Consider the following 20,907-nt stretch of genomic DNA (forward strand, 5'->3'; position numbering starts at 1 on the left):
GGCCGCTTTCTCTACGCTTCAATGCTTACAGTCATATGCCGGGATTCCCATCTTTATGGATAGCATGCCGGCTCGATAGGCCATGGACTGCAACCGCTTACCGGTATACTCCCCCCGCGTTGGCGATGTTTCGTTGTCGGCAGAAACGGTTCTCACTCCTGAGTTTCCAAGGGTTACGGCCGACGTGCGATCATGATTTTTGACGCCGGCGAACAATGCCGGAAACGGTCAGGTAAGCACAGCTATTATGATCCATTTGTTCAACGGCTTTCAGGATCCCTTCGGTGGCAGTGACCTCAAGACTTTGGAACTCTATCGGCTGTTGAGCGCCGATTCGGAGGTGCGCCTTTGGGCTGCGTCATCGCGGGCTTCAGGTGAATTAATGCGGCAATTCCCGATACGTCGTATTTCCCCGCTTACGCGAAAAGTTCCGGATGGCGGCACTTACGTTTTTCTCGGAGCGCATTGGCGCAACAAGGTGTGGCCTTACCTGATCCCGCGGCCGCGCCGGCTGATTTACGACTTCAACACCCTTCATCCGAAGGTTCTCAACCTCACCACGCGCATGCCTCGGAGCTTGGGATGGCCCGCCGCCGAGATAGTGCTTGTTTCCGACTTTCAGAAGCGATTGCTCCAAATCGACGGCACGGTGCACCCCTCTCCGATCGAGATCGAACGTTTTTCACCACGGCGTCTGGATTCGGATCGCCCGTTCATCGTCGGACGCTTGAGCCGCGATGGGCCGGGCAAACATCATCCCGATGACATACCCCTTTACGAGACATTGCTGGCCGAAGGTACAGCCTTGCGGATTCAGGGAGGGACAGGGCTCAAGGGCAGCCTCATGCCGCATCCGCAACTCGAGCTGTTGCCACCCGGCCAATTTTCCGCCGAAGAGTTTCTGCAGACGCTCGACGTGTTTTATTATCGCACCGGTTGGCATGTGGAAACCTTCGGTCGCGTCGTGTTCGAGGCGATGGCCTGCGGGTTGCCCGTGGTCTGCCATTCATATGGAGGCTATTCCGACCATATCAGGCATGGCGAAAACGGCTTCTTGTTCGAAACGACGCAGCAGGCGGCGCGGATCCTGGCCGATCTCAAAGCCGATCCGGCGCTGCGGGCGGCAGTGGGCCTCAAGGCCCGGCAGACCGTCGAGCAGCTGTTTTCGCCGCAGGCACTGCGACAAAGGCTGGATTTCTATCTGCGTTAGCGGCACGTCATCCCTTGGGCGGTGCTTGACGCAACAACATGCCTGGCTGTCTGTCATCGATCTCGACATCGCGCTAAAGCAGGCACGCAAATCAGACCATTGGGGCTGACAGGCAGCGGCACGCTACAGGGCAGGACTTCTTATCGATGACATTGATGGGCGCGGCGGCACTGCTGATCCTGATCTTGACTTACGCCGGTGTCGCCATCGGCCGCATCCCCGGCCTGCGGCTCGACCGGGCAGGGATCGCGCTGCTCGGCGGGGCCGCGATGATCGCCATCGGCGCGCTCAGCATGGAGGATGCCTACCGGGCGATCAATTTCGACACCATCACGCTTCTGCTCGGCATGATGATCGTGGTGGCGCATCTGAAAGTGTCGGGCGCCTTTCGCGGCCTTGGCGCCATCGCCATCGAGCACGCGCACGCGCCCTTCATGCTTTTGGTGATGGTGACGCTGCTGACCGGCGTGTTGTCCGCCTTCCTGGTCAACGACGCCATCTGCCTCGTCATGGCGCCGATCGTCGTCCACGTCACCCGTGTGATCAAGCGCAACCCGATCCCTTATCTGATCGCCACCGCCACCGCGTCGAATTGCGGCAGCGTCGCCACCATCACCGGCAATCCGCAAAACATGGTCATCGGTGCGCTGTCGGGCATTTCCTATCCGGCCTTTTCGGCAGCGCTGGCTCCGGTCGCCCTTTTCGGCCTCGTCGCGGCCGTTGTCATCATCCGCATCGTCTACCGGGCCGAATTTGCCCGCACGGTCCAACTGACGCCCGAAGTCTCGCGTGGCCGCATGCACAAGGGGCAGGTGCTGAAGGCGGTGGTGGTCTGCATCGGACTGGCAATCGCCTTCTTCGCCGGCGTGCCTGTCGCGAAGGCCGCACTCATCGGCGGCGCCATCCTCTTGCTCACCCGCGCCATCAAGCCGGAACGCATCTACCGCGAGATCGATGGTCCGCTGCTGTTCATGTTCGCCGGCCTGTTCGTTGTGGTCGCCGGCGCCGAAAAGACGCTTCTTTCGCCCGACATGATCGCTTCGGCCAAGAACCTCGGGCTGGGCGACGTCTGGCGCCTGTCCGGTTTCACCGCGGTGCTTTCCAACATCATGAGCAATGTCCCGGCCGTGCTGGCGCTTCGGCCCTTCATACCGGGCCTCGAAAACCCCGAGCGCGCCTGGCTGGTCGTCGCCATGAGCTCGACACTGGCCGGCAATTTCACGCTGCTGGGTTCGGTCGCCAATCTGATCGTCGCCGAACAGGCACGCGCCGCCGGCACGACGCTGTCGTTCGGCGCTTTTTTCAAGGTCGGCTTGCCGTTGACGCTGATAACGCTGGCCGCCGGCACCGCATGGCTGGCTTTCGGGTTCTAGACCGGGCTGCCTGAAATTCGCGCCCGCACCAGCGTCGCCGCGGCGCGGCCGGCGGCCTCGATGTAATCGGGGTTGCGGTGGATCAGCATGATCGAAAAGCAGCCGTCGATCAAAAGCACGATCTCGCGTGCCAAGGCGGGCGGCTCGCCGACGCCATGGTCCGACAAGGCGCCGGCCAGCCATGTTTCGAAATTCAGCTTGTGCCGCGCGCCGACCTTGACCGCCGGATGTCCGGGCATCGAGGCGAGTTCGGCGGCCGTGCGCAGGAAGCCGCATCCTTTCCATTTCGGGTGACGAGCGGACCTCGCCAGATTGGTGAAGATCGCCTCGACCTTGCGATCCGCGCCGCCTTCGGCAGCATCGAACCAGCCAGCCATCCGCTTCAGATTGGGTTGGTCGCGGCCATCGAGATAGGCGGCGATGAGGTCGTCCTTGCTCTTGAAATGGTAGTAGAGCGTGCGCTTGGTGAGACCCGCTTCCTCTGCGACGGCATCGACGCTGACGCGACCGATTCCTTCGGCATAGAAGAGCCTGGTCGCGGCATCGACAATGCGTTTGCGGGTAGGACTTTGCGTGTCAGGCATGAGCTTAGGTATACCGACTAGTGAATATACACAAGCGGAAAGAGGCATAGTCTTCCGGTCATCAGCATGATGAAGAAGGAAGAGCCAATGACCGATCTTGTCCTTAGCGAAACCCGGGATGGGATTGCCATCCTCACCCTCAACCGGCCGGAGAAGCTCAACGCGCTGAACTATGCCCTGATCGATCGCCTGCTTGCGATCCTCGACGACATTGAAGTCGATGACAGCGTCCGCGCAATCATTCTGACCGGAGCAGGGGAGCGGGCGTTTTCGGCCGGCGGCGACATTCATGAGTTCTCGGCAAGCGTGGCGGTCGGCGTCGATGTCGCGATGCGGGACTTCGTCATGCGCGGGCAACGGCTGACGGCGAGGCTGGAAGCGTTTCGCAAACCCGTCATCGCTGCCGTCAACGGCATTGCCTTTGGTGGCGGTTGCGAAATCACCGAGGCGGTGCCGCTGGCCATCGCCAGCGACCGCGCTTTGTTCGCCAAGCCGGAAATCAGCCTTGCAATGCCGCCGACCTTTGGCGGAACCCAACGCCTGCCCAGGCTCGCCGGGCGCAAGCGGGCGCTCGAACTGCTGTTGACCGGCGACTGGTTTGCGCCGCCGCGGGCGCTTGAGCTGGGTCTCGTCAACGAGGTTGTGCCGCATGCCGAGTTGATGCCGGCCGCGATCGGCCTGGCCAGGCGTATCCTGCGGCACTCCGATCTGGCGATCGCCAGCATCCTCACGGCAGTGACGCGCGGCCTCAACCAGAGCATCGCCGAAGGCTTGGCTGTCGAGGCCGAGCAGTTCGCCCGCATGGCCCCGACCGCTGATCTGCGCGAAGGGCTGGATGCCTGGATCGCACGCCGCGAGCCGGGCTATGACGACTCGTGGACGCACATCACCCGGCCGGATGAAGCCAGGCGAGCGTCGCTGGAGCAGGACCGGCTTGCGGAACAGGACCAAGGCGCTGTCGTCGCCGGCACATGGCCTTCGATGTCTGGATGGAAGCGACCCTCAAAATAGGGGCGGGGAGGGTAGACCTAGTTTTTCTAAGCCTAGGCGCTAGAACTACTCGCTTGCGCCATGCCGACCGACGGCTCCACCTTAGGCTCCATTCACAGCCGTATTGTCCGCCGGTTGGCAAAGGAGGCATCGATGGTCGCTCTCGCTCGCAGGCCCTGGGTTCCATCGCATTGCGACGAGTTTGCCCAGCAGTTGGCGCAGAAGACGAGCGCTCAGAAGACCGATGCCGTCATGGCGGCAGTCAAAAGGGGCATCGAGCTGAACCGTTCGATCCACGAGGCCGACTGCATCAACCTCAACCCGGCGACCAATGTGATGAACCCGAAGGCCGAAGCCGCACTCGCTTCCGGCCTGGGGTCGCGCCCGTCGCTTGGCTACCCCGGCGACAAATATGAGATGGGATTGGAGGGTGTCGAGCAGATCGAGGTGATCGCGGCCGAGCTGGCAGCCGACGTTTTCGGCGCCAGCTATGCCGAGATCCGGGTACCTTCCGGCGCGATCGCCAATCTCTATGCGTTCATGGTTGCAGCCAGGCCGGGCGACAGCGTCATTGTCCCGTCGCCGGCGATCGGAGGCCATGTAACCCATCATATGGCCGGCTGCGCCGGGCTCTACGGGCTCGATATCCACACCGCTCCAGTCGATGCCGACAGCTACACCGTTGACGTCGGCAAATTGCGCGACCTGGCCAGATCAATAAGGCCGAAGATGATAACGATCGGCAGCAGCCTCAACCTGCTGCCCCATCCCATTCGTGAGATACGGGAGATCGCCGACGAGGTCGGTGCGCTTGTTCTCTTCGATGCGGCCCATCTGTGCGGCATGATTGCCGGAGACGCGTGGCAACAGCCCTTGCAGGAAGGGGCTCATCTGATGACGATGAGCACCTACAAAAGTCTCGGCGGTCCGGCGTCCGGGCTGATCGTCACCAACGATGCGGTCGTTGCCGAAAAGCTCGACAGGATCGCATTTCCAGGCATGACCGCCAACTTCGATGCCGCCAAGTCGGCTGCCTTGGCGATCACACTTCTAGACTGGAAAGACCACGGCAAGGCCTACGCCGCGACGATGGCGCGGACCGCAAAGGCGTTGGCCGAAAGCCTTGCCGATCGCGGCCTGCCGGTTTTTTCGACCGGCAAGGGCTACACGACATCGCATCAGTTCGCCATCGAGGCAGCCGAGTTTGGCGGCGGCCAGGCGGCGGCAAGGAAATTGCGGCTGGCCAACATCCTGACCTGCGGCATCGGCTTGCCCATAGACGCTGTCGACGGCGACATGAACGGGTTGCGCCTGGGTACGCCCGAGATCGTCCGCTGGGGCATGACCGAAGACGACATGCCGGCACTCGCGGCTCTCATCGCCAGAGGACTGCGCGGCAATGACGCCAGCGAACAAGTCGCGGCAGATGTCACGGCATTCCGGCGCCGGTTCAACAAGCTTCACTTTGTGAACTGACGCCTGAAGCGGCGGGAAAAGCCCGCCTTTCTCTAAAAAACAGGGGAATAAAATGCGCATGATCGTGCAGATGATGACTGCTGCCCTTATGACTGCGGCTGTTGGTGCGGCCAGGGCTGATATTGTGTTCGGCGTCGCCGGCCCGATGTCGGGGCCGAACGCCGCCTATGGAGAACAGTACCGCGTCGGTGTCGAGATCGCCGTTGAACGCATCAACGCCAATGGCGGCGTTCTTGGACAAAAGCTTGCCGTGTCGATCGGTGACGATGTCTCCGACCCGAAGCAGGGCGTTTCGGTCGCCAACAAATTCGTCGCTGATGGCGTTCACTACGTTGTCGGGCACTATAATTCCGGCGTCACCATTCCCGCTTCCGAGGTCTATGCCGAGAATGGCGTTCTGTTCGTGACGCCGACTGCCACCAACCCGATGGTGACGGAGCGCGGCCTGTGGAATGCCTTCAGGGCGTGCGGGCGCGATGATCAGCAAGGCTCCATCGCCGCCAAATTCGTTCTCGACCGTTTCAAGGACAAGAAGATAGCGATTGTCGACGACAAGTCGACGGCGGGCAAAGGCCTCGCCGACGAAATGGCCAAGGCCTATAACGCCGGCGGCGGCAAGGAGGTTCTCCATGAGGAGGTCAACCCGGGCGAGAAGGACTACAGCCCTCTCGTCACAAGGATCAAGCAATCGGGCGCCGACCTCGTCTACTATGGCGGTCAGCACACGGAGGCTGGACTGATTGTGCGCCAGATGCACGATCAGGGCGTCACCGCGATCCTGATGGGCGGTGACGGCATCTCCAACAGCGAATTCGGCGCCATCGGCGGTGATGGTGCTGTTGGAACCCTGATGACGTCGTTCCCCGACCCGGCAACGTTTGCAGAAGCCAAGGATGCCGTCGCCGATCTGAGGGCCAAAAACGTGCCCACCGAAGCAGTGACCCTTTACGCCTACGCGGCAACGCAGATTCTTGCCGAGGCTATCGCCAAAGCCAAGGCCGACGATCCAAAGGCCGTTTCCGATTATCTTCATTCCGGCGCCGGTATCTCGACGGTGCTCGGTTCGATCTCCTATGACGACAAGGGGGATATCAAGCAGCCCGGGTTCGTCGTATTTGAGTGGCAGAAGGTCGACGGCAAGCTGACCCCGGTCGCCCTCAAGTAGAAACACCGCGCCGGCGGCCGGTCACCGGCCGCCGACGCCATCCGGAGACGTCGGACGATGGCCGTAAATCCGCCGCGACCTCGAATGCCGCCTCTCAACACCTTGCGCGCCTTTGAAGCTGCCGCTCGCCAGGAGAGCTTTGCCAAGGCCGCCGATGAACTTGGCGTTACCCCGGCGGCCGTATCGCATCAGGTCAAGGCGCTGGAGGCGTGGCTGGGCTCGTCGCTGTTCGTGCGCCATGCCCAGGGGCTGCATCTGACCGAGGCTGGGCGCGCGGCGCTGCCGGCCTTCTCCACGGCGTTCGACTCCATGGGCCTTGCCGTCCAGGAACTGCGCATCTGGGCGCCAAGGCCGCAGGTGAGCATTGCCGCGCTGCCGTCGATTGCCCAGCTGTGGCTGGCTCCGTGTCTGCCGGCGCTTCGCGCTGCGCTTCCCGCCCTTCGCCCGTCCATCCATGCGCTGGAGGAGCCGCCGGATTTCAGGCGTGAACCCTTTGACCTCGCAATCTTCTTGACCAGGCACGCACCAGGGGGCAGCCGCGCGTTCAAGCTCTGCGACGACGTGATCTTTCCGGTCTGCGCGCCGGCGCTCGCCAGGCAGCTGAAAACGCCGGCTGATCTGTCATCGCAGCTTCTGCTTTGGGACACGACCTGGACCGGCGACTGGAGCCTGTGGTTCGAGGCTGCCGGGCTGAAAGGTCCGTCGATCGAGTCCGGTTCCGAATTCTCGCTCTACAGCATGGCGCTGCAGGCGGCCGTCGACGGCGCCGGCGTTCTGATGGGGCATGAGGCTCTGGTCGCGCGCGCTATCGCCGCCGGTTCGCTCGTGGCGCCGTTCCCGCAGCGCGTTCCGACCGGCCTCAGCCTCTCTATCCTGGCGCCGGACCGCCCGCCCGCCCAGGCAGCGCAGATGATCGAGTGGCTGCTTGCACAGGGCTGAGCGATCCGGGACTGACGCTTGGAACAACCGGCGGCAAAGCGATCGCTTCGCCGCCGGTTCCAAACCATCATGGCGTCACGTCGAGACGGCCTTTCATGTTGGGGTGAAAGCGGCAGAAATAGTCGACCGGTCCCGCGGCCTTCAATGTCAGGCTTGCGGATTTCTTCGGCGGGATCATCACCTCCCAGCCGCCTTTCACGGTGGCCGTGTGGGCGAACACATCCTTGTTCACCCACTCGATCGTGTCGCCGACCTTGGCCTCGACGGTGGCTGGCGAGAACACCAGCCTGTCGATGATGACCTGGATGGTTTCTGCTCGCGCCGGAACGGTACCGACGGCCAGCGCCAACGCAATCCACAGATGGCGTTTCTGCATGCTCCGGGTCCTTACTTGAGCATGCCGGCGACGTGCTCGGCGTGCTGCTCATGGCCCTGGAAAATCTTCAGGCCGGTTTCCAGCAGGCTCTTCAGTTCGGCATTCTGCGCCGACGGGATCAAAAGGGTTTCGAGCGCGCCGTTGACCTGCTTGTGGTAGGCGACCTCATTGTCGACATAGGCCTTGTCGAAGGCAGCGCCGTCGAGTTTGGCGAGCTTGGCCCGCTCCTCCGCCGCAGCTTTGGTCAGCGCCTGGCTGGTGGCGTTGTCTTCCGGCGTGACCTTGAGCTTCTTCACCAGGTCGAGCGCCTGAACATTTACAGCCTCGTGATCCCGGACCATGTCCTTGGCGAAATCGACAACCTCCTTGTTCTTCGATTTCTCGATCGCCAGCTTGGCCGCTTCGACGTCGATGACCCCGGCCGTGTAGGCGATGTGGGCGATCTGCGGATCGGTTGGCTTGTCGGCGGCTTGTGCGAATGGGGCAGTGCCAAGCAGCAACAGGGCGGCGAGCGCGGCAGTGTGTCGGATAGACATGGCATCTCCTTCGTCCGGACGCTGAAATCGCGCCGGACTGTGTTTTTCGGTTGACGTTCATTGGATGCTGGTCAGCGGCAAACGTTCCCGCTGAAATGAACTGAAATCCGGTGAGGGTCAGCTTTCCAGCCCGAGCCGCCGCATCACGGCGCTGGTCAGTCGTTCGCAACGCCGGCCGGCGAAGGGGAAGGCATCGAGCAGCACCGGTCCGATCTGGTCGTCCAGCGCCTTGCGCACGAGGGCGCGCGCGCGGTGCAGCCTCGTCTTGACGGTTTGCGGCCGCACGCCGAGGAGATCGGCGGTCTCCTCGATGCTCAGCCCCTCGATCACCCGCGCCACGAACACCGTCCGGTAGACGTCGGGAAGGCTGTCGGTGGCCTGTTCGACCAGTTGGAGGATCTGCCTTTGCGCCATCGTCCGTTCCGGATCGTCGCTGGGGTTGAGAGGGAACCGGATGATCTCGGCTTGCGGATTTTCCGGCAGTGCCACCGTTCTGCGCCTTTTGCGCAGGCGGCCAAGCGCCTCGTTGATGACGATGCGCGACAGCCATGTGGCGAGCGAGGAGTCGCCGCGAAACGCATCGAGATGGGCGAAAGCCTTGACGTAGGCCTCCTGCACGATGTCCTCGGCCTCGCTGTCATTGCGCACGACGCCGCGCGCGATCCGGTAGAGCCGCTGATTGTGTGTCTTGATGATGGTGCGGAAGGCATCGCCGTCGCGCGCCAAGGCGCGGCGCACAAGCTGCATCTCGCCTGGCACAGCGGAAGGCACGGCCGTCAAGACAGCAGGCATGGCCAGTTTCCTCAACCCAATCTCCGGACCGAACCTCGATTGAGAGATTGGACGCTGTCGCCGGCAAAAGGTTCCCGAAGGCTTTTCGCGGGGCCCGGCGGCGGTACCCTACCGCGCGAGTGAAGGCTTGTCAGGCAGCCTGCAGGCGCGCCGTGGCCGCCAACAGATCGGTCTGGGTGATCAGCCCGAGAATCCGCTTGTCGTCGTCGACGATGATGACCGCATGGCTGCGGCCGTCGGTGAGCACCGGCAGCAGACTCATGGCGGCAAAACCTGCGGCGGCTGTTGCCGCGGGCGATATGACGGATCCGACCGTCCCGGAGGCCTGGGTGAGTTCGCGCAACCCCACGGTGCCTGCCAGCCTGGCCTCCGCATTGACGACCGGCAGGGTCCGGATGTTGTGGTCAAGCAGCAATTGGCGCGCCGCCTCGGTCGAGGTGTGAGTATCGACCGAGATCACATCGCGCGACATGATGTCCGCGCACAGAAGGGTCTTGTGCGCGCGCACCATCGCCTGCAATTCGACCTGCCGCAGCAGCCGGTCGAGATCGTTGCGATCGATATCGAACGTCTCGTCAAGTGCGCCAAGCGCGGCATCGATGTCTTCGGACCGGAAGCCCACGCGCAGCTGCGCCGGCGGATCGCCGGTGCCGTGGCTGTTCGCCGGCGCTGCAGCCGGCACATGCGGATAATTGCGCCGGGCCAGCCTGTGGAAGCCGTAGCCGAGCGCCACCAGCAGGATCGAGTTCAGCGCCACCGGCACGAATGGAAACAGGAAGCCAGCGCTGATGACGGCAGGCCCTCCCAGCACCGCGGTCAGCGCGGCCGCTCCGCCCGGCGGATGCAGGCAGCGCGTGAACGACATGGCAGCGATGGCCAGTGCCACCGCGATGCCGCTGGCAAGGGCGGTTTCGTGGATGAAATGCGCCACGATCACGCCGACAAGTGCCGATATCGTGTTGCCGCCGATGATCGACCATGGCTGTGCCAGCGGACTGGCGGGCACGGCGAACAGGAGCACCGCCGACGCCCCCATCGGCGCCACCAGCAGTGGCACATGCGGACCATTGCCGAGCACAAGGCTGGCGATCACGCCGGTGAGTGCAATGCCGATCGTTGCGCCGATACAGGCGACGAGACGCTCGCGCAGCGTCGCGCCGGCAAGAATGGGAACAAAAAGGCGGAAAGCCATGGGGTCGAAAACTCTGCCGGTATTCCAGGGGAAGTCGGAAATGTGCTGATCGCACCGCAATGACGCGGCATCGTTGAATTTGAAAGCCAAACTGATCCGCGAAATCGCAATTTTAGGGAATAGAATTCCGCTAGTGCATGTCGCCCAAAAGTGACCTCGGTTTTGGGAGAACAACATGCACAAAAACAAAACCTGAAGCGGGTCGCCTGAAAATCTTCAGGCGCGACACGCTTTAGGCCGCTGCTGCGGCGGTCAGGCCGCGCGAAATATCGGCCTTCAGGTCGTCGACATCCTCGAGGCCGATCTGCAGGCGGATCAACGGACCCTCATAGGGGGCTTTTGCAACGACACGGTCGCCAAGCCAGACCGGCACGGCAAGGCTCTCATAGCCGCCCCAGGAATAGCCGAGGCCGAAGATCCGCAGCGCGTCGAGGAAGGCGTGCTGCTGCTTCTGGCCGCCACCGGCAAGAACGATGGAAAAGATGCCGCTCGAGCCGGAAAAGTCGCGCTTCCACAGAGCGTGATCCGGATGGCTGGGCAGGGCCGGGTGGAGCACGCGCGCCACGCCCTTCTGGCCCTCGAGCCAGGAGGCGATGGCAAGCGTACTGCGCTGATGGTGTTCGAGGCGCACGCCCATGCTGCGCAGGCCACGCAGCACCTGGTAGACGTCGTCGGGCCCGGCGCAACAGCCAAGCGTGCAGAAGCTTTCGTAGAGGTGCGTCCAGCAACTCTCATTGGCCGACACCGTGCCAAGCAGCACGTCGGAATGGCCGGCCGGGTATTTGGTCGCGGCATGGATAGATATGTCGACACCGTGGTCGAGCGGGCGGAAATAGAGTGGCGTCGCCCAGGTGTTGTCCATCATGACGATGGCGCCCGCGGCGTGCGCCGCCTTGACGATGGCCGGGATGTCCTGCACCTCGAACGTGTTGGAGGCCGGCGATTCCGTGAACACCACCTTGGTGTTGGGCTTGATCAACGCCGCGATGCCGGCGCCGACATCGGGGGCGTAATACTCGACCTCGACGCCCAGCCGCTTCAGCATCGTGTCGGCGAAATTGCGGGTCGGATGATAGACGGTATCGACGATCAGCAGATGGTCGCCGGCCGAGACGAAGGCGAGCAGCGGCACCGTCACCGCCGCAAGGCCCGACGGCACCAGGATCGTGCCTGCCGAGCCTTCCAGCGCGTCTATGGCATGGGCAAGCGCATCGGTCGTCGGTGTGCCGCGCGTGCCGTAAGTGTATTTCTGGGCTCGCGCCGCCATCGAAGCCGCGTCGCGGAAAAGCACTGTCGAAGCATGCACCACCGGCGGATTGACGAAGCCGAAATAGTCGTGCGGATTGTTGCCCGAATGGGCAAGCCGCGTGTTGATGCCCATCCCGCCGTGCTCGCTGCCGTCTTTCGCCATTCTGCGTCGCCTTGTTTGATAAGCCGCTAGCCATAGTGCGGCGCTATGGACCGTGCAACAGCCACCGCCCGCCAGGAGGCGGACTTCGAATATGCCAATTCGTCGCGGCAAAAACAGCGATGCGGGGACGGAGTATTAAACGAAAAAACCGCTGTGCGGCGGGTTATCGGCGCAAATCAGCACCATGGACGAATATGTACCATAGCTGAGGGCAGGGAGTCAAGAAAAAATTCCTATCAAGAAAAGCGACAGGCACAAAAGCTACCGGCACAAAAAGCTGCTGCCGCCGCCGAACTGGTTGTCGTCAGGTCTTTTGTTGACCTGCGTTCGGAGCCCTTGTCCCCGCCGATCGGTCTATTGTGGGCGGCGGTGAATGGTATATGATCGTCGGCTAATATTAATCGCCGGATTGCTTCGATCAGATGCTGCCGGATGGTTGCTGCCGGTTGACTTCTGGTCCTCCACGATCCGGATCGCGCTCACGAAGCGTGAGCGCGGCAAGGGAGGAATGCCATGCCGGACGTCAAATGGGCCATGAAGGCGAGCGAATTCATCAACTGCAACTGCGCCTATGGCTGCCCGTGCCAGTTCAACGCCATGCCGACATACGGATTCTGCCAGGCGGTCGCCGGCATGGAAATCGAGAGCGGCCATCACGGCGACACCAAGCTCGACGGGTTGCGGTTCGTCGGGATTTTCAGCTGGCCCGGCGCCATACACCAGGGCGGGGGCGAAGCCGCGGTGGTCATCGACGAGAGGGCGACGGAAGCCCAACGTGGCGCGCTGCTTCGCATATTGGGCGGTCTGGACACCGAGCCAGGTGCAACGATATTCCAGGTCTTTTCGACCACGCTGGAGAAATTCCACGATCCGATCTTCGCGCCGATCGAATTCAAGATCGACGTCGACGCGCGAACCAGTCGGCTGCATGTCGAGGGTATAACCGACGGTCGCGGCGAGCCGATCCGGAATCCGGTCACCGGCGCCGCGCACCAGGCGCGCATCGACTTGCCGCACGGCTTCGAATACGCGATCGCCGAGGTCGGGCGCGGCTGGACCAAGGCGACGGGGCCGATCAAGTTCGAACTGGCCGATACGCACAGCCATTTCGCCAATCTGCATCTCACGCAGAGCGGCATCGTGCATTGACCTGATCCAATGGACGATACGGCCCTCGAGGCGGTGCTGAGGCGCGATCGCGCGGTCGTGACGGCCGCGCTCGTCGTGATCGCCGTGCTCGCCTGGGCCTATGTGCTGTGGCTCGCCGCCACCATGGTCTTGCCCGGCTCCCCTTTGCCGGATGGCGAAGGCGGCGACATGGCCGGCATGGATATGGGCGGCATGGATATGGGCGCCGCCATGGCGCCCGGCTTCCGGGCCTGGGCGATGGGCGATTTCGCTTTCACCTTCACGATGTGGGCAGTGATGATGGTTGGCATGATGACGCCTTCGGTCGCGCCGATGTTGCTGCTCTATGCCGGTGTCGGCCGCAAGGCGCGGGCGGATGGCCGGCCCATCGCTTCGACGGGATGGTTTTTTGCCGGCTATCTCGCCGTCTGGGTCGTCTTCAGCCTCCTGGCGACCGGTGCGCAATGGCTTCTCGCCCGTCTAGCCTTGCTCGATCCCTCAATGGCGACCGTCAGCGCGATCCTCGGCGGCCTCGTCCTGATCGCCGCCGGTCTCTATCAATGGACGCCGATGAAGGGCGTCTGCCTGCGCCAATGTCAGGCACCGATCGCGTTCCTGGCCAGCCATGGCGGATTCCGTTCCGCTCCGCTCGGCGCGCTTCGGCTCGGCATGGATCACGGCGCTTATTGCCTGGGGTGTTGCTGGGCGCTGATGGCTCTGTTATTCGTCGGTGGCGTCATGAACGTGCTGTGGATCGCCGGCATCGCCATCCTTGTTCTGCTGGAGAAGACGGTGCCGACCGGCCAGCTGATTCCGCGCGTTTTAGGCGCGTTGATGGCCGCCATCGGGACCTGGATCGTCTTTCAAGCCTTTTGAGAGCAGTCTTCGTCGGCGGTCTGTATTGGTATGCAGCCGTCAGTAAATCGTCAGATGACAATCTTGGAACCTGGTAGTTCGTCGCACGGGGAGGTCAACAACGACGAGGTATTGCCCGGGATGGATTTCGCTGCCGCGGCCCGTATTGGCCCGGCGTTGGCGTTGCATGAGATTTGCCGCCTTTATTAGCCCTGCTGGCTAAATCGCGGGCGTGTTTGTCTGTAAATCGGGCATTTGCGGCAATCGATTTTCAAACTCTTTGGGTTTCGGTCATTTCCCTTGACCTCACAGGAATTATCGCCTTCGATGACATTTGTGAACGGGAGGCGGCGCGTCGGTTACGATGCGGGGTTCCGGGATGGGCCGGGATGGGAGCCGCGTTCACACGGGAGAAAAAATCAGGATTTACTCCTGAAAAACAGAGAAAAGGGTCTGTGGGTCATGAAACATATTGCTATCGGCATTCTAGGCGCCGCCACGCTTGGATTGATGGCGTCCGCCGCGTCGGCGGCCACGCTCGACACCGTCAAGGCGAAGGGCTTCATCCAGTGCGGCGTCTCCACCGGCCTGGCCGGCTTTTCGGCGCCGGACGACAAGGGTGACTGGCAAGGCGTCGATGCGGATTTCTGCCGCGCTGTCGCGGCCGCCGTCTTTGGTGACGGCTCCAAGGTCAAGTTCACGCCGCTCAGCGCCAAGGAGCGGTTCACCGCGCTGCAGTCGGGCGAGATCGACATCCTCTCGCGCAACACCACCTGGACCATCAACCGCGATACGGCGCTTGGCCTGAATTTCATCGGCGTCACCTACTATGACGGCCAGGGTTTCATGATCAACGCCAAGAAGCTGCCGGGCGTCAATTCGGCATTGCAGCTTTCGGGCGCCGCCGTCTGCGTGCAGAGCGGCACCACCACCGAGCTGAACCTCGCCGACTACTTCAAGGCCAACAAGATGGAGTACAATCCCGTCGTCTTCGAAAAGCTGGAAGAGGTCAACGCCGCCTATGATGCCGGCCGCTGCGACGTCTACACCACCGATCAGTCGGGCCTCTATGGCATCCGCCTGACGCTGGGAGCGCCGGCCGACCATGTCGTGCTGCCCGAGATCATCTCCAAGGAGCCGCTCGGACCGGCCGTTCGCCAGGGTGACGACCAGTGGTACCACATCGTCAAGTGGACCTATTTCGCGCTGCTGCAGGCTGAAGAGCTCGGCATCACCAAGGCCAATGTCGATGAGATGAAGAACTCGGCCAGCCCCGAGATCAAGCGCGTGCTCGGCCAGGAAGCCGATACCAAGATCGGTACCGATCTCGGCGTCTCCAATGACTGGGTGGTCAACATCGTCAAGGCCGTCGGCAATTATGGCGAAATGTTCGAGCGCAATGTCGGCTCGGGCAGCCCGCTGAAGATCGCGCGCGGCATCAACGCGCTGTGGACCAAGGGCGGCCTGCAATACGCGCCGCCGATCCGCTGATCGAAATGTGATCCGGGAGGCAGATCATCTGCCTCCCGGTTTCTCTTTCCAGGGGACGGTCGAATGGCATCGCAGGACGTACTTCGCGAGGAGCCCAGCCGCGGTTCCTTCATCAACGATCCGAAAATCCGGGGCATATTCTTCCAGGTGCTGGTCGTCGTGCTGCTGGTGGCGGGCGTCTGGTGGATTGCCCACAACGTCATCGACAACCTGACGCGGCTGCGCATCGCTTCAGGCTTCGGCTTCCTCAAGGGCCGCGCCGGCTTCGACATCAGCGAGAGCGCGATCGCCTATTCGTCGGATTCGACCTATGGCCGCGCGATTCTGGTCGGCCTCATCAACACCTTGATCGTCGCCATCGTCGGCATCATCACCGCAACGATCATCGGCTTCGTCATCGGCATCGGCCGGCTCTCGCAGAACTGGCTGATCAGGAAGATCTGCACCGTCTATGTCGAGGTCTTCCGCAACATCCCGCCGCTGCTGGTCATCTTCTTCTGGTATTCCGGCGTGCTGGCCGTTCTGCCGGCGCCGCGCGACAGCATCGGTTTGCCGTTCGGCTCCTTCCTCAATCAGCGCGGTTTCTATTTTCCACGCGCCGTGTGGGGCGACGGCTCATGGCTGATCTTCGTCGCCCTGCTCGTCGGCATCGCCATGGCGTGGTTCGTCGCGCGCAGGGCGCGGCAACGGCAGATGGCGACCGGCCAGCAATTTCCGGTGTTTTGGACGTCCGCGGCGCTGATCGTCGGGCTGCCGCTGCTCGCCTATGCGCTGAGCGGCTTTCCCCTGAGCTTCGACTACCCGAAGCAGTCGACTTTCAACCTGACCGGCGGCTTCCAGGTCCGGCCGGAGTTCCTGTCGCTTTACCTGGCGCTGTCCTGCTATACCGCCGCCTTCATCGCCGAGATCGTGCGCGCCGGCATCAGGGGTGTCAGCGCGGGCCAGACGGAAGCTGCCGGTGCGTTGGGGTTGCGGTCCGGATCGATCCTGCGGCTGGTCGTCGTGCCGCAGGCCATGCGCATCGTCATTCCGCCGCTGACCAGCCAGTATCTCAACCTGACCAAGAACTCGTCGCTGGCTATCGCCATAGGCTATCCGGACCTGACGGCGACCGCCGGGACGGTGCTGAACCAGACCGGCCAGGCCGTCGAAGGCGTGGTGATCATGATGGTGATCTATCTGGCCATCAGCCTCCTGACCTCGCTTGTGATGAACTGGTTCAACGCCAAGATGGCGCTGGTGGAGAGGTGAGGTAAGGACATGCAAGAACATGATATGTCCTGGGTGCGAACCGAAATGGTGCTGGCGCAGCCGGCGCCCGCCAGCGTCACCGGCCTCGGCGCATGGGTGCGCAAGAACCTGATCGCTTCTGCCGGCGACACCATTTTGACCATCGTCGGCATCGTCCTGGTGGCGATGATCCTGCCGCAAATCATCAATTGGGCGTTCATCAACGCCGTGTGGACGGGACCGGACCGGACCGTATGCGCCACGGTGGCGCAAGGCGGCATCCAGCCGGATGGCTGGACCGGCGCCTGCTGGGCTTTCGTCAACGCCAAGTTCGGCCAGTTCATGCTCGGCCGCTATCCCATCGAGGAGCGCTGGCGGCCGATCCTGGTCGCCATCCTGTTCGTGGCGCTGCTGGTGCCGATGCTGATCCCGAAGGTACCGCGCAAAGGGCTGAATGCGGTTCTGCTGTTTTTCGTGCTGCCGATCGTCGCCTTCGTCCTGCTGGTCGGCGGCATGTTCGGCCTGCCGCATGTCGAGACCTCGCTTTGGGGCGGGCTCTTGGTGACGCTCAGCCTGTCCTTCGTCGGCATTGCCGTGTCGCTGCCGCTCGGCATCGTGCTGGCGCTCGGCCGCCGTTCCAAGATGCCGATCATCAAGACGCTGTGCGTCGTCTTTATCGAGACGGTGCGCGGCATCCCGCTGATCACCGTGCTGTTCTTTGCCAGCGTCATGCTGCCGCTGTTCCTGCCGGAGGGTGTCTCGTTCGACAAGTTCCTGCGCGCGCTGATCGGTGTGTCGCTGTTTGCCGCGGCCTATATGGCCGAAGTGGTGCGCGGCGGCCTGCAGGCGATTCCCAAGGGCCAGTATGAAGGTGCCGATTCGCTCGGTCTCGGCTATTGGCAGAAAATGTATTTCATCGTCATGCCGCAGGCGCTGAAACTGGTCATCCCGGGCATCGTCAACACCTTCATCGGCATGTTCAAGGACACCAGCCTGGTCATCATCATCTCGATGTTCGACCTGCTCGGCATCGTCAAACAGAATTTTTCCGATGCAAACTGGGCAACCGCGCAGACGGCGAGGTCCGGCCTGATCTTCGCGGCCTTCGTCTTCTGGCTGTTCTGCTTCGGCATGTCGCGCTATTCAATGTACACCGAACGCCGGCTCGACACCGGCCACAAACGCTAAACAAAAGAACAAGGGGATCCCACTGCCATGGCCACCGAAAATGCCGTCAGCGCCGAAGAGATCAAGGTCAACGCCGCAAAGATGCAGATTTCCACCACCGATGTCGCCATCGACATCATCGCCATGCACAAATGGTATGGCGAGTTCCATGTGCTGAAGGACATCAACCTGAAAGTGATGCGCGGCGAGCGCATCGTCATCTGCGGCCCCTCCGGCTCCGGCAAATCGACGATGATCCGCTGCATCAATCGCCTGGAGGAGCACCAGAAGGGCAAGATCATCGTCGACGGCAAGGAATTGACCAACGATCTCAAGAAGATCGACGAGGTGCGCCGCGAGGTCGGCATGGTGTTCCAGCACTTCAACCTGTTCCCGCATCTGACCATCCTGGAGAACTGCACGCTGGCGCCGATCTGGGTGCGCAAGACGCCGAAGAAGCAGGCCGAGGAAATCGCCATGCATTTCCTCAAGCGCGTCAAGATCCCGGAACAGGCCAACAAATATCCCGGCCAGCTTTCCGGCGGCCAGCAGCAGCGCGTGGCGATCGCCCGCTCGCTGTGCATGAACCCGCGCATCATGCTGTTCGACGAGCCGACCTCGGCGCTCGATCCGGAGATGATCAAGGAAGTGCTGGAGACCATGGTTGGCCTTGCCGAAGAAGGCATGACCATGCTGTGCGTCACCCACGAGATGGGCTTCGCCCGCAAGGTCGCCAACCGGGTGATCTTCATGGACCAGGGCCAGATCGTCGAGCAGAACACGCCGGCCGAGTTCTTCGACCACCCGCGCCACGAGCGCACGAAGCTGTTCCTGTCGCAGATCCTGCACTAGGCCTCGACGGCCACGAAGAGCCCGGCTGAAACACTGCCGGGCTCTTTTGCGTATGGGATAACAGGCGGGCGTTCGTGTCGCGCCGAGCGCGTTTGCAGGGCCGCCTTGCATGAAAAGACTGGGACGTTTTCTAGGTCTTCTGTTGGTTGTCGTCGTACTCGCCGTGGCGACGGGCACCTTCGTGCCGCGGCCGCTGTGGCCGGCGGCCGCCGCCATGCCCGCCGCGACGCGCCACATCCTGGTGCTGAACAATCCGATCCACACCGATATCGCCATCCCGGTCGACGACGCCGTGCGCCGACGTTTCCACTTCCTGGTCGACGCCGGCATACCGGCCGACAGGCCGGAGGTCCGCTACATCGTCTTCGGCTGGGGCGGCCGCGCCTTCTACCTGGAGACGCCGACATGGTCCGAGCTGAAGGCGGTGCCGGTGATGAAGGCACTGACCCTCGACGCGTCGGTCATGCATGTCGACGTCGCCGGTGACATCGTCGAACCGCGCCCTGATATCGCGGGGTTCGACATCACTGAGGATCGGTTCACGGCGTTGCTCGATTTCATCGATGCGAGTTTCCAGCGGGGACCGGAAGGCCCGATCCTCGTTCCGGACGCAGCCTATTCGAGGTTCGACGGCTTCTACGAAGCCAATGGCCATTTCAACGCACTGGTCGGCTGCAACACCTGGACGGCGGCGGCCTTGCGCATCGCCGGCCTGCGCACCGGCTGGTGGAACCCGCTGCCTGTATCGCTCGGGCTGTCGATGAGCTTGTATAATTAGCGTGAGCATTCCGCGAATTGGCGTCGCGTTCCTTCACACCCCCCTCTGTCCTGCCGGACAGTCCGGCAGGACAGAGGGGGTGCTGTCCCACCAACCGATTGTGCTTGTACGCTCAGCGTCGAATGATCTTCTGAGCTTGCCACCCATAGAGCCAGTCCAGATCCGCCGCGAGTTTTTCCGACGAGCGCACCTTCAGGAACACATTGCGCGCAATCGCCACTGGACCCACGGCATGCCAGGCCAGCCGGTTGACAGCGCCGCGTCGGGCGACCTGCGCGACACGCGGCCGCCGTGACTGCTCCCAGACGGCAAGCGCGGCCAGAGGATCGGGGGGGAAGTCGGCAATGATATCGGCAAGCGTCGCCGCATCCTCGATCGCCATCGCCGCACCTTGCGCCGCGAACGGGGTCATTGCATGCGCGGCGTCGCCGATCAGCGCAATGCCGTTCGGTATTGTCCAGGGCTGTTGCGGGTCGACCGTGTGGATCGGCCACGCCGTCCACGGGCCGGCCTGCTCGACCAGACGGGCAAGTTCTGCCGCGGTGCCGCGCAGGGCGCTGCTCAGGATCCCGGCGTCGGCGTTGCCGGACCAGCCCTCGGCAATGCGGTCGCCCTTGGTGAAGGCCGCGAGATTGAAGGCCGCACCCTTGCTGACGGGATAGGCGACCATATGGAAGCCGGGATGCAGGAAGGTGGTGACGCAGTCCTTGGCGCCGATGGCTGCAAAGGTTTGCCCGGCGGCGCTGTCGGCCGCGACGGTGGCGCGCCAGGCCAGTTCGCCGGAGAAATGGTTTCTTCGCGAAGCCGACCCCTTGGCCGAATCGACAAGTGCGCGCACCGACGACCAGACGCCATCGGCCCCAACCAGCAGGAAGCCCTCCGCCTCGACGGTTTTGCCACCGATCTCGGCCGTCGCGGTGATGCCGTGCGGGCCGGTGTCAACGCCGCCCATGCGGGCGCCGGTGGTGAGATGGATATCCGGTATCTCGGCAGCGCGCGCGGTCAGTGCGCGCTGCAGATCGGCCCTGTGCGCGACGAGATAAGGTGCCTGCCAGCGCGTTTCGGCGGCTTGCCCCAGCGGCACGCGCGCCAGTTCGCGCAAGGTCGCGGCCTCCTTCAGCACCACGGCTTCCGGCCGCACCGCCGCCGGCAGCAGCCGGTCGAGTACGCCAAGCTGGCGAAGGATGCGGGTCGCGTTGGGAGAAAGCTGAATGCCGGCGCCTGCCGCTTCCAGGCGCTGCGCCTGTTCGAACACCCGTACCGAGTAGCCGCGTTCGGCGAACGCCAGCGCTGCGGTCAATCCGGCGACACCCGCCCCGGCGATGACAATTTGCCGGGAGCGCGTGTCGTTCATCGGGCTGG

20 protein-coding genes are annotated in these 20,907 nt (G+C 62.9%); 13 read left to right on the plus strand and 7 right to left on the minus strand.

Features of this window, described 5'->3' with window-relative positions:
• Positions 1–247: 247 nt before the first annotated feature.
• Together NKJ04_RS17795 and NKJ04_RS17800 are read left to right on the plus strand one after the other, a co-directional pair.
• Positions 248–1,210: a glycosyltransferase family 4 protein gene (locus NKJ04_RS17795; protein ID WP_352442202.1), complete on the plus strand. Its 963-nt coding sequence runs from the start codon at positions 248–250 to the stop codon at positions 1,208–1,210.
• A 146-nt stretch (positions 1,211–1,356) separates the two neighbouring features.
• A complete protein-coding gene (locus NKJ04_RS17800) occupies positions 1,357–2,583 on the plus strand; it encodes an anion transporter (protein ID WP_352676916.1) in 1,227 nt (408 codons plus the stop codon).
• On the opposite strand, the gene NKJ04_RS17805 is transcribed toward NKJ04_RS17800, so the two are convergent.
• Positions 2,580–3,167, minus strand: coding sequence for a TetR/AcrR family transcriptional regulator (locus tag NKJ04_RS17805; protein WP_352442204.1), 588 nt, complete (start codon positions 3,165–3,167; stop codon positions 2,580–2,582). The two genes, NKJ04_RS17800 and NKJ04_RS17805, sit on opposite strands and share 4 nt — an antisense overlap.
• Before the next feature lie 87 nt (positions 3,168–3,254).
• Between NKJ04_RS17805 and NKJ04_RS17810 the strand changes: the two genes are divergently transcribed.
• The 4 genes from NKJ04_RS17810 (at position 3,255) to NKJ04_RS17825 (ending at position 7,737) form a co-directional block, all read left to right on the plus strand.
• Positions 3,255–4,178 (plus strand): crotonase/enoyl-CoA hydratase family protein, encoded by a 924-nt coding sequence (locus tag NKJ04_RS17810; RefSeq protein WP_352442205.1) that lies wholly within the window; start codon positions 3,255–3,257, stop codon positions 4,176–4,178.
• Positions 4,179–4,310: 132 nt separating this feature from the next.
• Complete coding sequence (glyA, locus tag NKJ04_RS17815) at positions 4,311–5,633, plus strand: serine hydroxymethyltransferase (RefSeq protein ID WP_352676918.1); 1,323 nt, start codon at positions 4,311–4,313, stop codon at positions 5,631–5,633.
• Between the two features lie 58 nt (positions 5,634–5,691).
• Positions 5,692–6,798 carry a branched-chain amino acid ABC transporter substrate-binding protein gene (locus NKJ04_RS17820; protein ID WP_352676950.1) on the plus strand — a complete coding sequence of 369 codons (1,107 nt, stop codon included), beginning with the start codon at positions 5,692–5,694 and terminating at the stop codon, positions 6,796–6,798.
• Positions 6,799–6,882: 84 nt separating this feature from the next.
• Positions 6,883–7,737, plus strand: coding sequence for a LysR substrate-binding domain-containing protein (locus tag NKJ04_RS17825; protein WP_352442912.1), 855 nt, complete (start codon positions 6,883–6,885; stop codon positions 7,735–7,737).
• A 67-nt stretch (positions 7,738–7,804) separates the two neighbouring features.
• On the opposite strand, the gene NKJ04_RS17830 is transcribed toward NKJ04_RS17825, so the two are convergent.
• From NKJ04_RS17830 to NKJ04_RS17850, 5 genes are all read right to left on the minus strand, one after another.
• Positions 7,805–8,113: a cupredoxin domain-containing protein gene (locus NKJ04_RS17830; RefSeq protein ID WP_352676920.1), complete on the minus strand. Its 309-nt coding sequence runs from the start codon at positions 8,111–8,113 to the stop codon at positions 7,805–7,807.
• An 11-nt stretch (positions 8,114–8,124) separates the two neighbouring features.
• The gene (locus tag NKJ04_RS17835) at positions 8,125–8,649 is read right to left on the minus strand and encodes a DUF4142 domain-containing protein (protein WP_023814113.1); all 525 of its coding nucleotides are present in this window, start codon (positions 8,647–8,649) and stop codon (positions 8,125–8,127) included.
• Positions 8,650–8,766: 117 nt separating this feature from the next.
• Positions 8,767–9,441, minus strand: a complete 675-nt coding sequence (locus tag NKJ04_RS17840) for an RNA polymerase sigma factor (RefSeq protein WP_127289128.1) — start codon at positions 9,439–9,441, stop codon at positions 8,767–8,769.
• A 130-nt stretch (positions 9,442–9,571) separates the two neighbouring features.
• The gene (locus NKJ04_RS17845; RefSeq protein WP_352676923.1) at positions 9,572–10,633 is read right to left on the minus strand and encodes an HPP family protein; all 1,062 of its coding nucleotides are present in this window, start codon (positions 10,631–10,633) and stop codon (positions 9,572–9,574) included.
• A 232-nt stretch (positions 10,634–10,865) separates the two neighbouring features.
• Positions 10,866–12,044: a cystathionine beta-lyase gene (locus NKJ04_RS17850; protein WP_352676925.1), complete on the minus strand. Its 1,179-nt coding sequence runs from the start codon at positions 12,042–12,044 to the stop codon at positions 10,866–10,868.
• Between the two features lie 513 nt (positions 12,045–12,557).
• On the opposite strand from NKJ04_RS17850, the gene NKJ04_RS17855 reads away from it, so the two are divergent.
• The 7 genes from NKJ04_RS17855 (at position 12,558) to NKJ04_RS17885 (ending at position 19,545) form a co-directional block, all read left to right on the plus strand.
• Complete coding sequence (locus NKJ04_RS17855; protein ID WP_352442917.1) at positions 12,558–13,193, plus strand: DUF1326 domain-containing protein; 636 nt, start codon at positions 12,558–12,560, stop codon at positions 13,191–13,193.
• Between the two features lie 9 nt (positions 13,194–13,202).
• A complete protein-coding gene (locus NKJ04_RS17860) occupies positions 13,203–14,048 on the plus strand; it encodes a DUF2182 domain-containing protein (RefSeq protein WP_352676927.1) in 846 nt (281 codons plus the stop codon).
• 441 nt (positions 14,049–14,489) lie between these two features.
• Positions 14,490–15,518 (plus strand): amino acid ABC transporter substrate-binding protein, encoded by a 1,029-nt coding sequence (locus NKJ04_RS17865; RefSeq protein WP_352676929.1) that lies wholly within the window; start codon positions 14,490–14,492, stop codon positions 15,516–15,518.
• Between the two features lie 63 nt (positions 15,519–15,581).
• Positions 15,582–16,769, plus strand: a complete 1,188-nt coding sequence (locus NKJ04_RS17870) for an amino acid ABC transporter permease (protein WP_352442919.1) — start codon at positions 15,582–15,584, stop codon at positions 16,767–16,769.
• 9 nt (positions 16,770–16,778) lie between these two features.
• Positions 16,779–17,936 (plus strand): amino acid ABC transporter permease, encoded by a 1,158-nt coding sequence (locus tag NKJ04_RS17875; protein ID WP_352676931.1) that lies wholly within the window; start codon positions 16,779–16,781, stop codon positions 17,934–17,936.
• Positions 17,937–18,017: 81 nt separating this feature from the next.
• Entirely contained in the window at positions 18,018–18,767 is a 750-nt protein-coding gene (locus NKJ04_RS17880; protein WP_031213892.1) for an amino acid ABC transporter ATP-binding protein, read from the plus strand.
• Between the two features lie 109 nt (positions 18,768–18,876).
• Positions 18,877–19,545, plus strand: coding sequence for a TIGR02117 family protein (locus NKJ04_RS17885; RefSeq protein WP_352676933.1), 669 nt, complete (start codon positions 18,877–18,879; stop codon positions 19,543–19,545).
• Between the two features lie 112 nt (positions 19,546–19,657).
• Here NKJ04_RS17885 and NKJ04_RS17890 read toward each other — a convergent pair whose 3' ends face one another.
• Positions 19,658–20,899: an FAD-dependent monooxygenase gene (locus tag NKJ04_RS17890; protein WP_352676935.1), complete on the minus strand. Its 1,242-nt coding sequence runs from the start codon at positions 20,897–20,899 to the stop codon at positions 19,658–19,660.
• Positions 20,900–20,907: the final 8 nt, after the last annotated feature.

It is taken from the genome of Mesorhizobium sp. M0618 (assembly GCF_040320765.1).
GTDB lineage: Bacteria > Pseudomonadota > Alphaproteobacteria > Rhizobiales > Rhizobiaceae > Mesorhizobium.

What these genes read in the sequence shown, in the direction of transcription:
- NKJ04_RS17875 (WP_352676931.1), top strand. Translation starts at nt 16,779, where the DNA reads ATGCAAGAACATGATATGTCCTGGGTGCGAACCGAAATGGTGCTGGCG.
- NKJ04_RS17800 (WP_352676916.1), top strand. Translation starts at nt 1,357, where the DNA reads ATGACATTGATGGGCGCGGCGGCACTGCTGATCCTGATCTTGACTTAC.
- NKJ04_RS17810 (WP_352442205.1), top strand. Translation starts at nt 3,255, where the DNA reads ATGACCGATCTTGTCCTTAGCGAAACCCGGGATGGGATTGCCATCCTC.
- NKJ04_RS17885 (WP_352676933.1), top strand. Translation starts at nt 18,877, where the DNA reads ATGAAAAGACTGGGACGTTTTCTAGGTCTTCTGTTGGTTGTCGTCGTA.
- NKJ04_RS17835 (WP_023814113.1), bottom strand. Translation starts at nt 8,649, where the DNA reads ATGTCTATCCGACACACTGCCGCGCTCGCCGCCCTGTTGCTGCTTGGC.
- glyA (WP_352676918.1), top strand. Translation starts at nt 4,311, where the DNA reads ATGGTCGCTCTCGCTCGCAGGCCCTGGGTTCCATCGCATTGCGACGAG.
- NKJ04_RS17855 (WP_352442917.1), top strand. Translation starts at nt 12,558, where the DNA reads ATGCCGGACGTCAAATGGGCCATGAAGGCGAGCGAATTCATCAACTGC.
- NKJ04_RS17820 (WP_352676950.1), top strand. Translation starts at nt 5,692, where the DNA reads ATGATCGTGCAGATGATGACTGCTGCCCTTATGACTGCGGCTGTTGGT.
- NKJ04_RS17840 (WP_127289128.1), bottom strand. Translation starts at nt 9,441, where the DNA reads ATGCCTGCTGTCTTGACGGCCGTGCCTTCCGCTGTGCCAGGCGAGATG.
- NKJ04_RS17870 (WP_352442919.1), top strand. Translation starts at nt 15,582, where the DNA reads ATGGCATCGCAGGACGTACTTCGCGAGGAGCCCAGCCGCGGTTCCTTC.
- NKJ04_RS17890 (WP_352676935.1), bottom strand. Translation starts at nt 20,899, where the DNA reads ATGAACGACACGCGCTCCCGGCAAATTGTCATCGCCGGGGCGGGTGTC.
- NKJ04_RS17845 (WP_352676923.1), bottom strand. Translation starts at nt 10,633, where the DNA reads ATGGCTTTCCGCCTTTTTGTTCCCATTCTTGCCGGCGCGACGCTGCGC.
- NKJ04_RS17850 (WP_352676925.1), bottom strand. Translation starts at nt 12,044, where the DNA reads ATGGCGAAAGACGGCAGCGAGCACGGCGGGATGGGCATCAACACGCGG.
- NKJ04_RS17825 (WP_352442912.1), top strand. Translation starts at nt 6,883, where the DNA reads ATGCCGCCTCTCAACACCTTGCGCGCCTTTGAAGCTGCCGCTCGCCAG.
- NKJ04_RS17860 (WP_352676927.1), top strand. Translation starts at nt 13,203, where the DNA reads ATGGACGATACGGCCCTCGAGGCGGTGCTGAGGCGCGATCGCGCGGTC.
- NKJ04_RS17795 (WP_352442202.1), top strand. Translation starts at nt 248, where the DNA reads ATGATCCATTTGTTCAACGGCTTTCAGGATCCCTTCGGTGGCAGTGAC.
- NKJ04_RS17865 (WP_352676929.1), top strand. Translation starts at nt 14,490, where the DNA reads ATGAAACATATTGCTATCGGCATTCTAGGCGCCGCCACGCTTGGATTG.
- NKJ04_RS17805 (WP_352442204.1), bottom strand. Translation starts at nt 3,167, where the DNA reads ATGCCTGACACGCAAAGTCCTACCCGCAAACGCATTGTCGATGCCGCG.
- NKJ04_RS17880 (WP_031213892.1), top strand. Translation starts at nt 18,018, where the DNA reads ATGCAGATTTCCACCACCGATGTCGCCATCGACATCATCGCCATGCAC.
- NKJ04_RS17830 (WP_352676920.1), bottom strand. Translation starts at nt 8,113, where the DNA reads ATGCAGAAACGCCATCTGTGGATTGCGTTGGCGCTGGCCGTCGGTACC.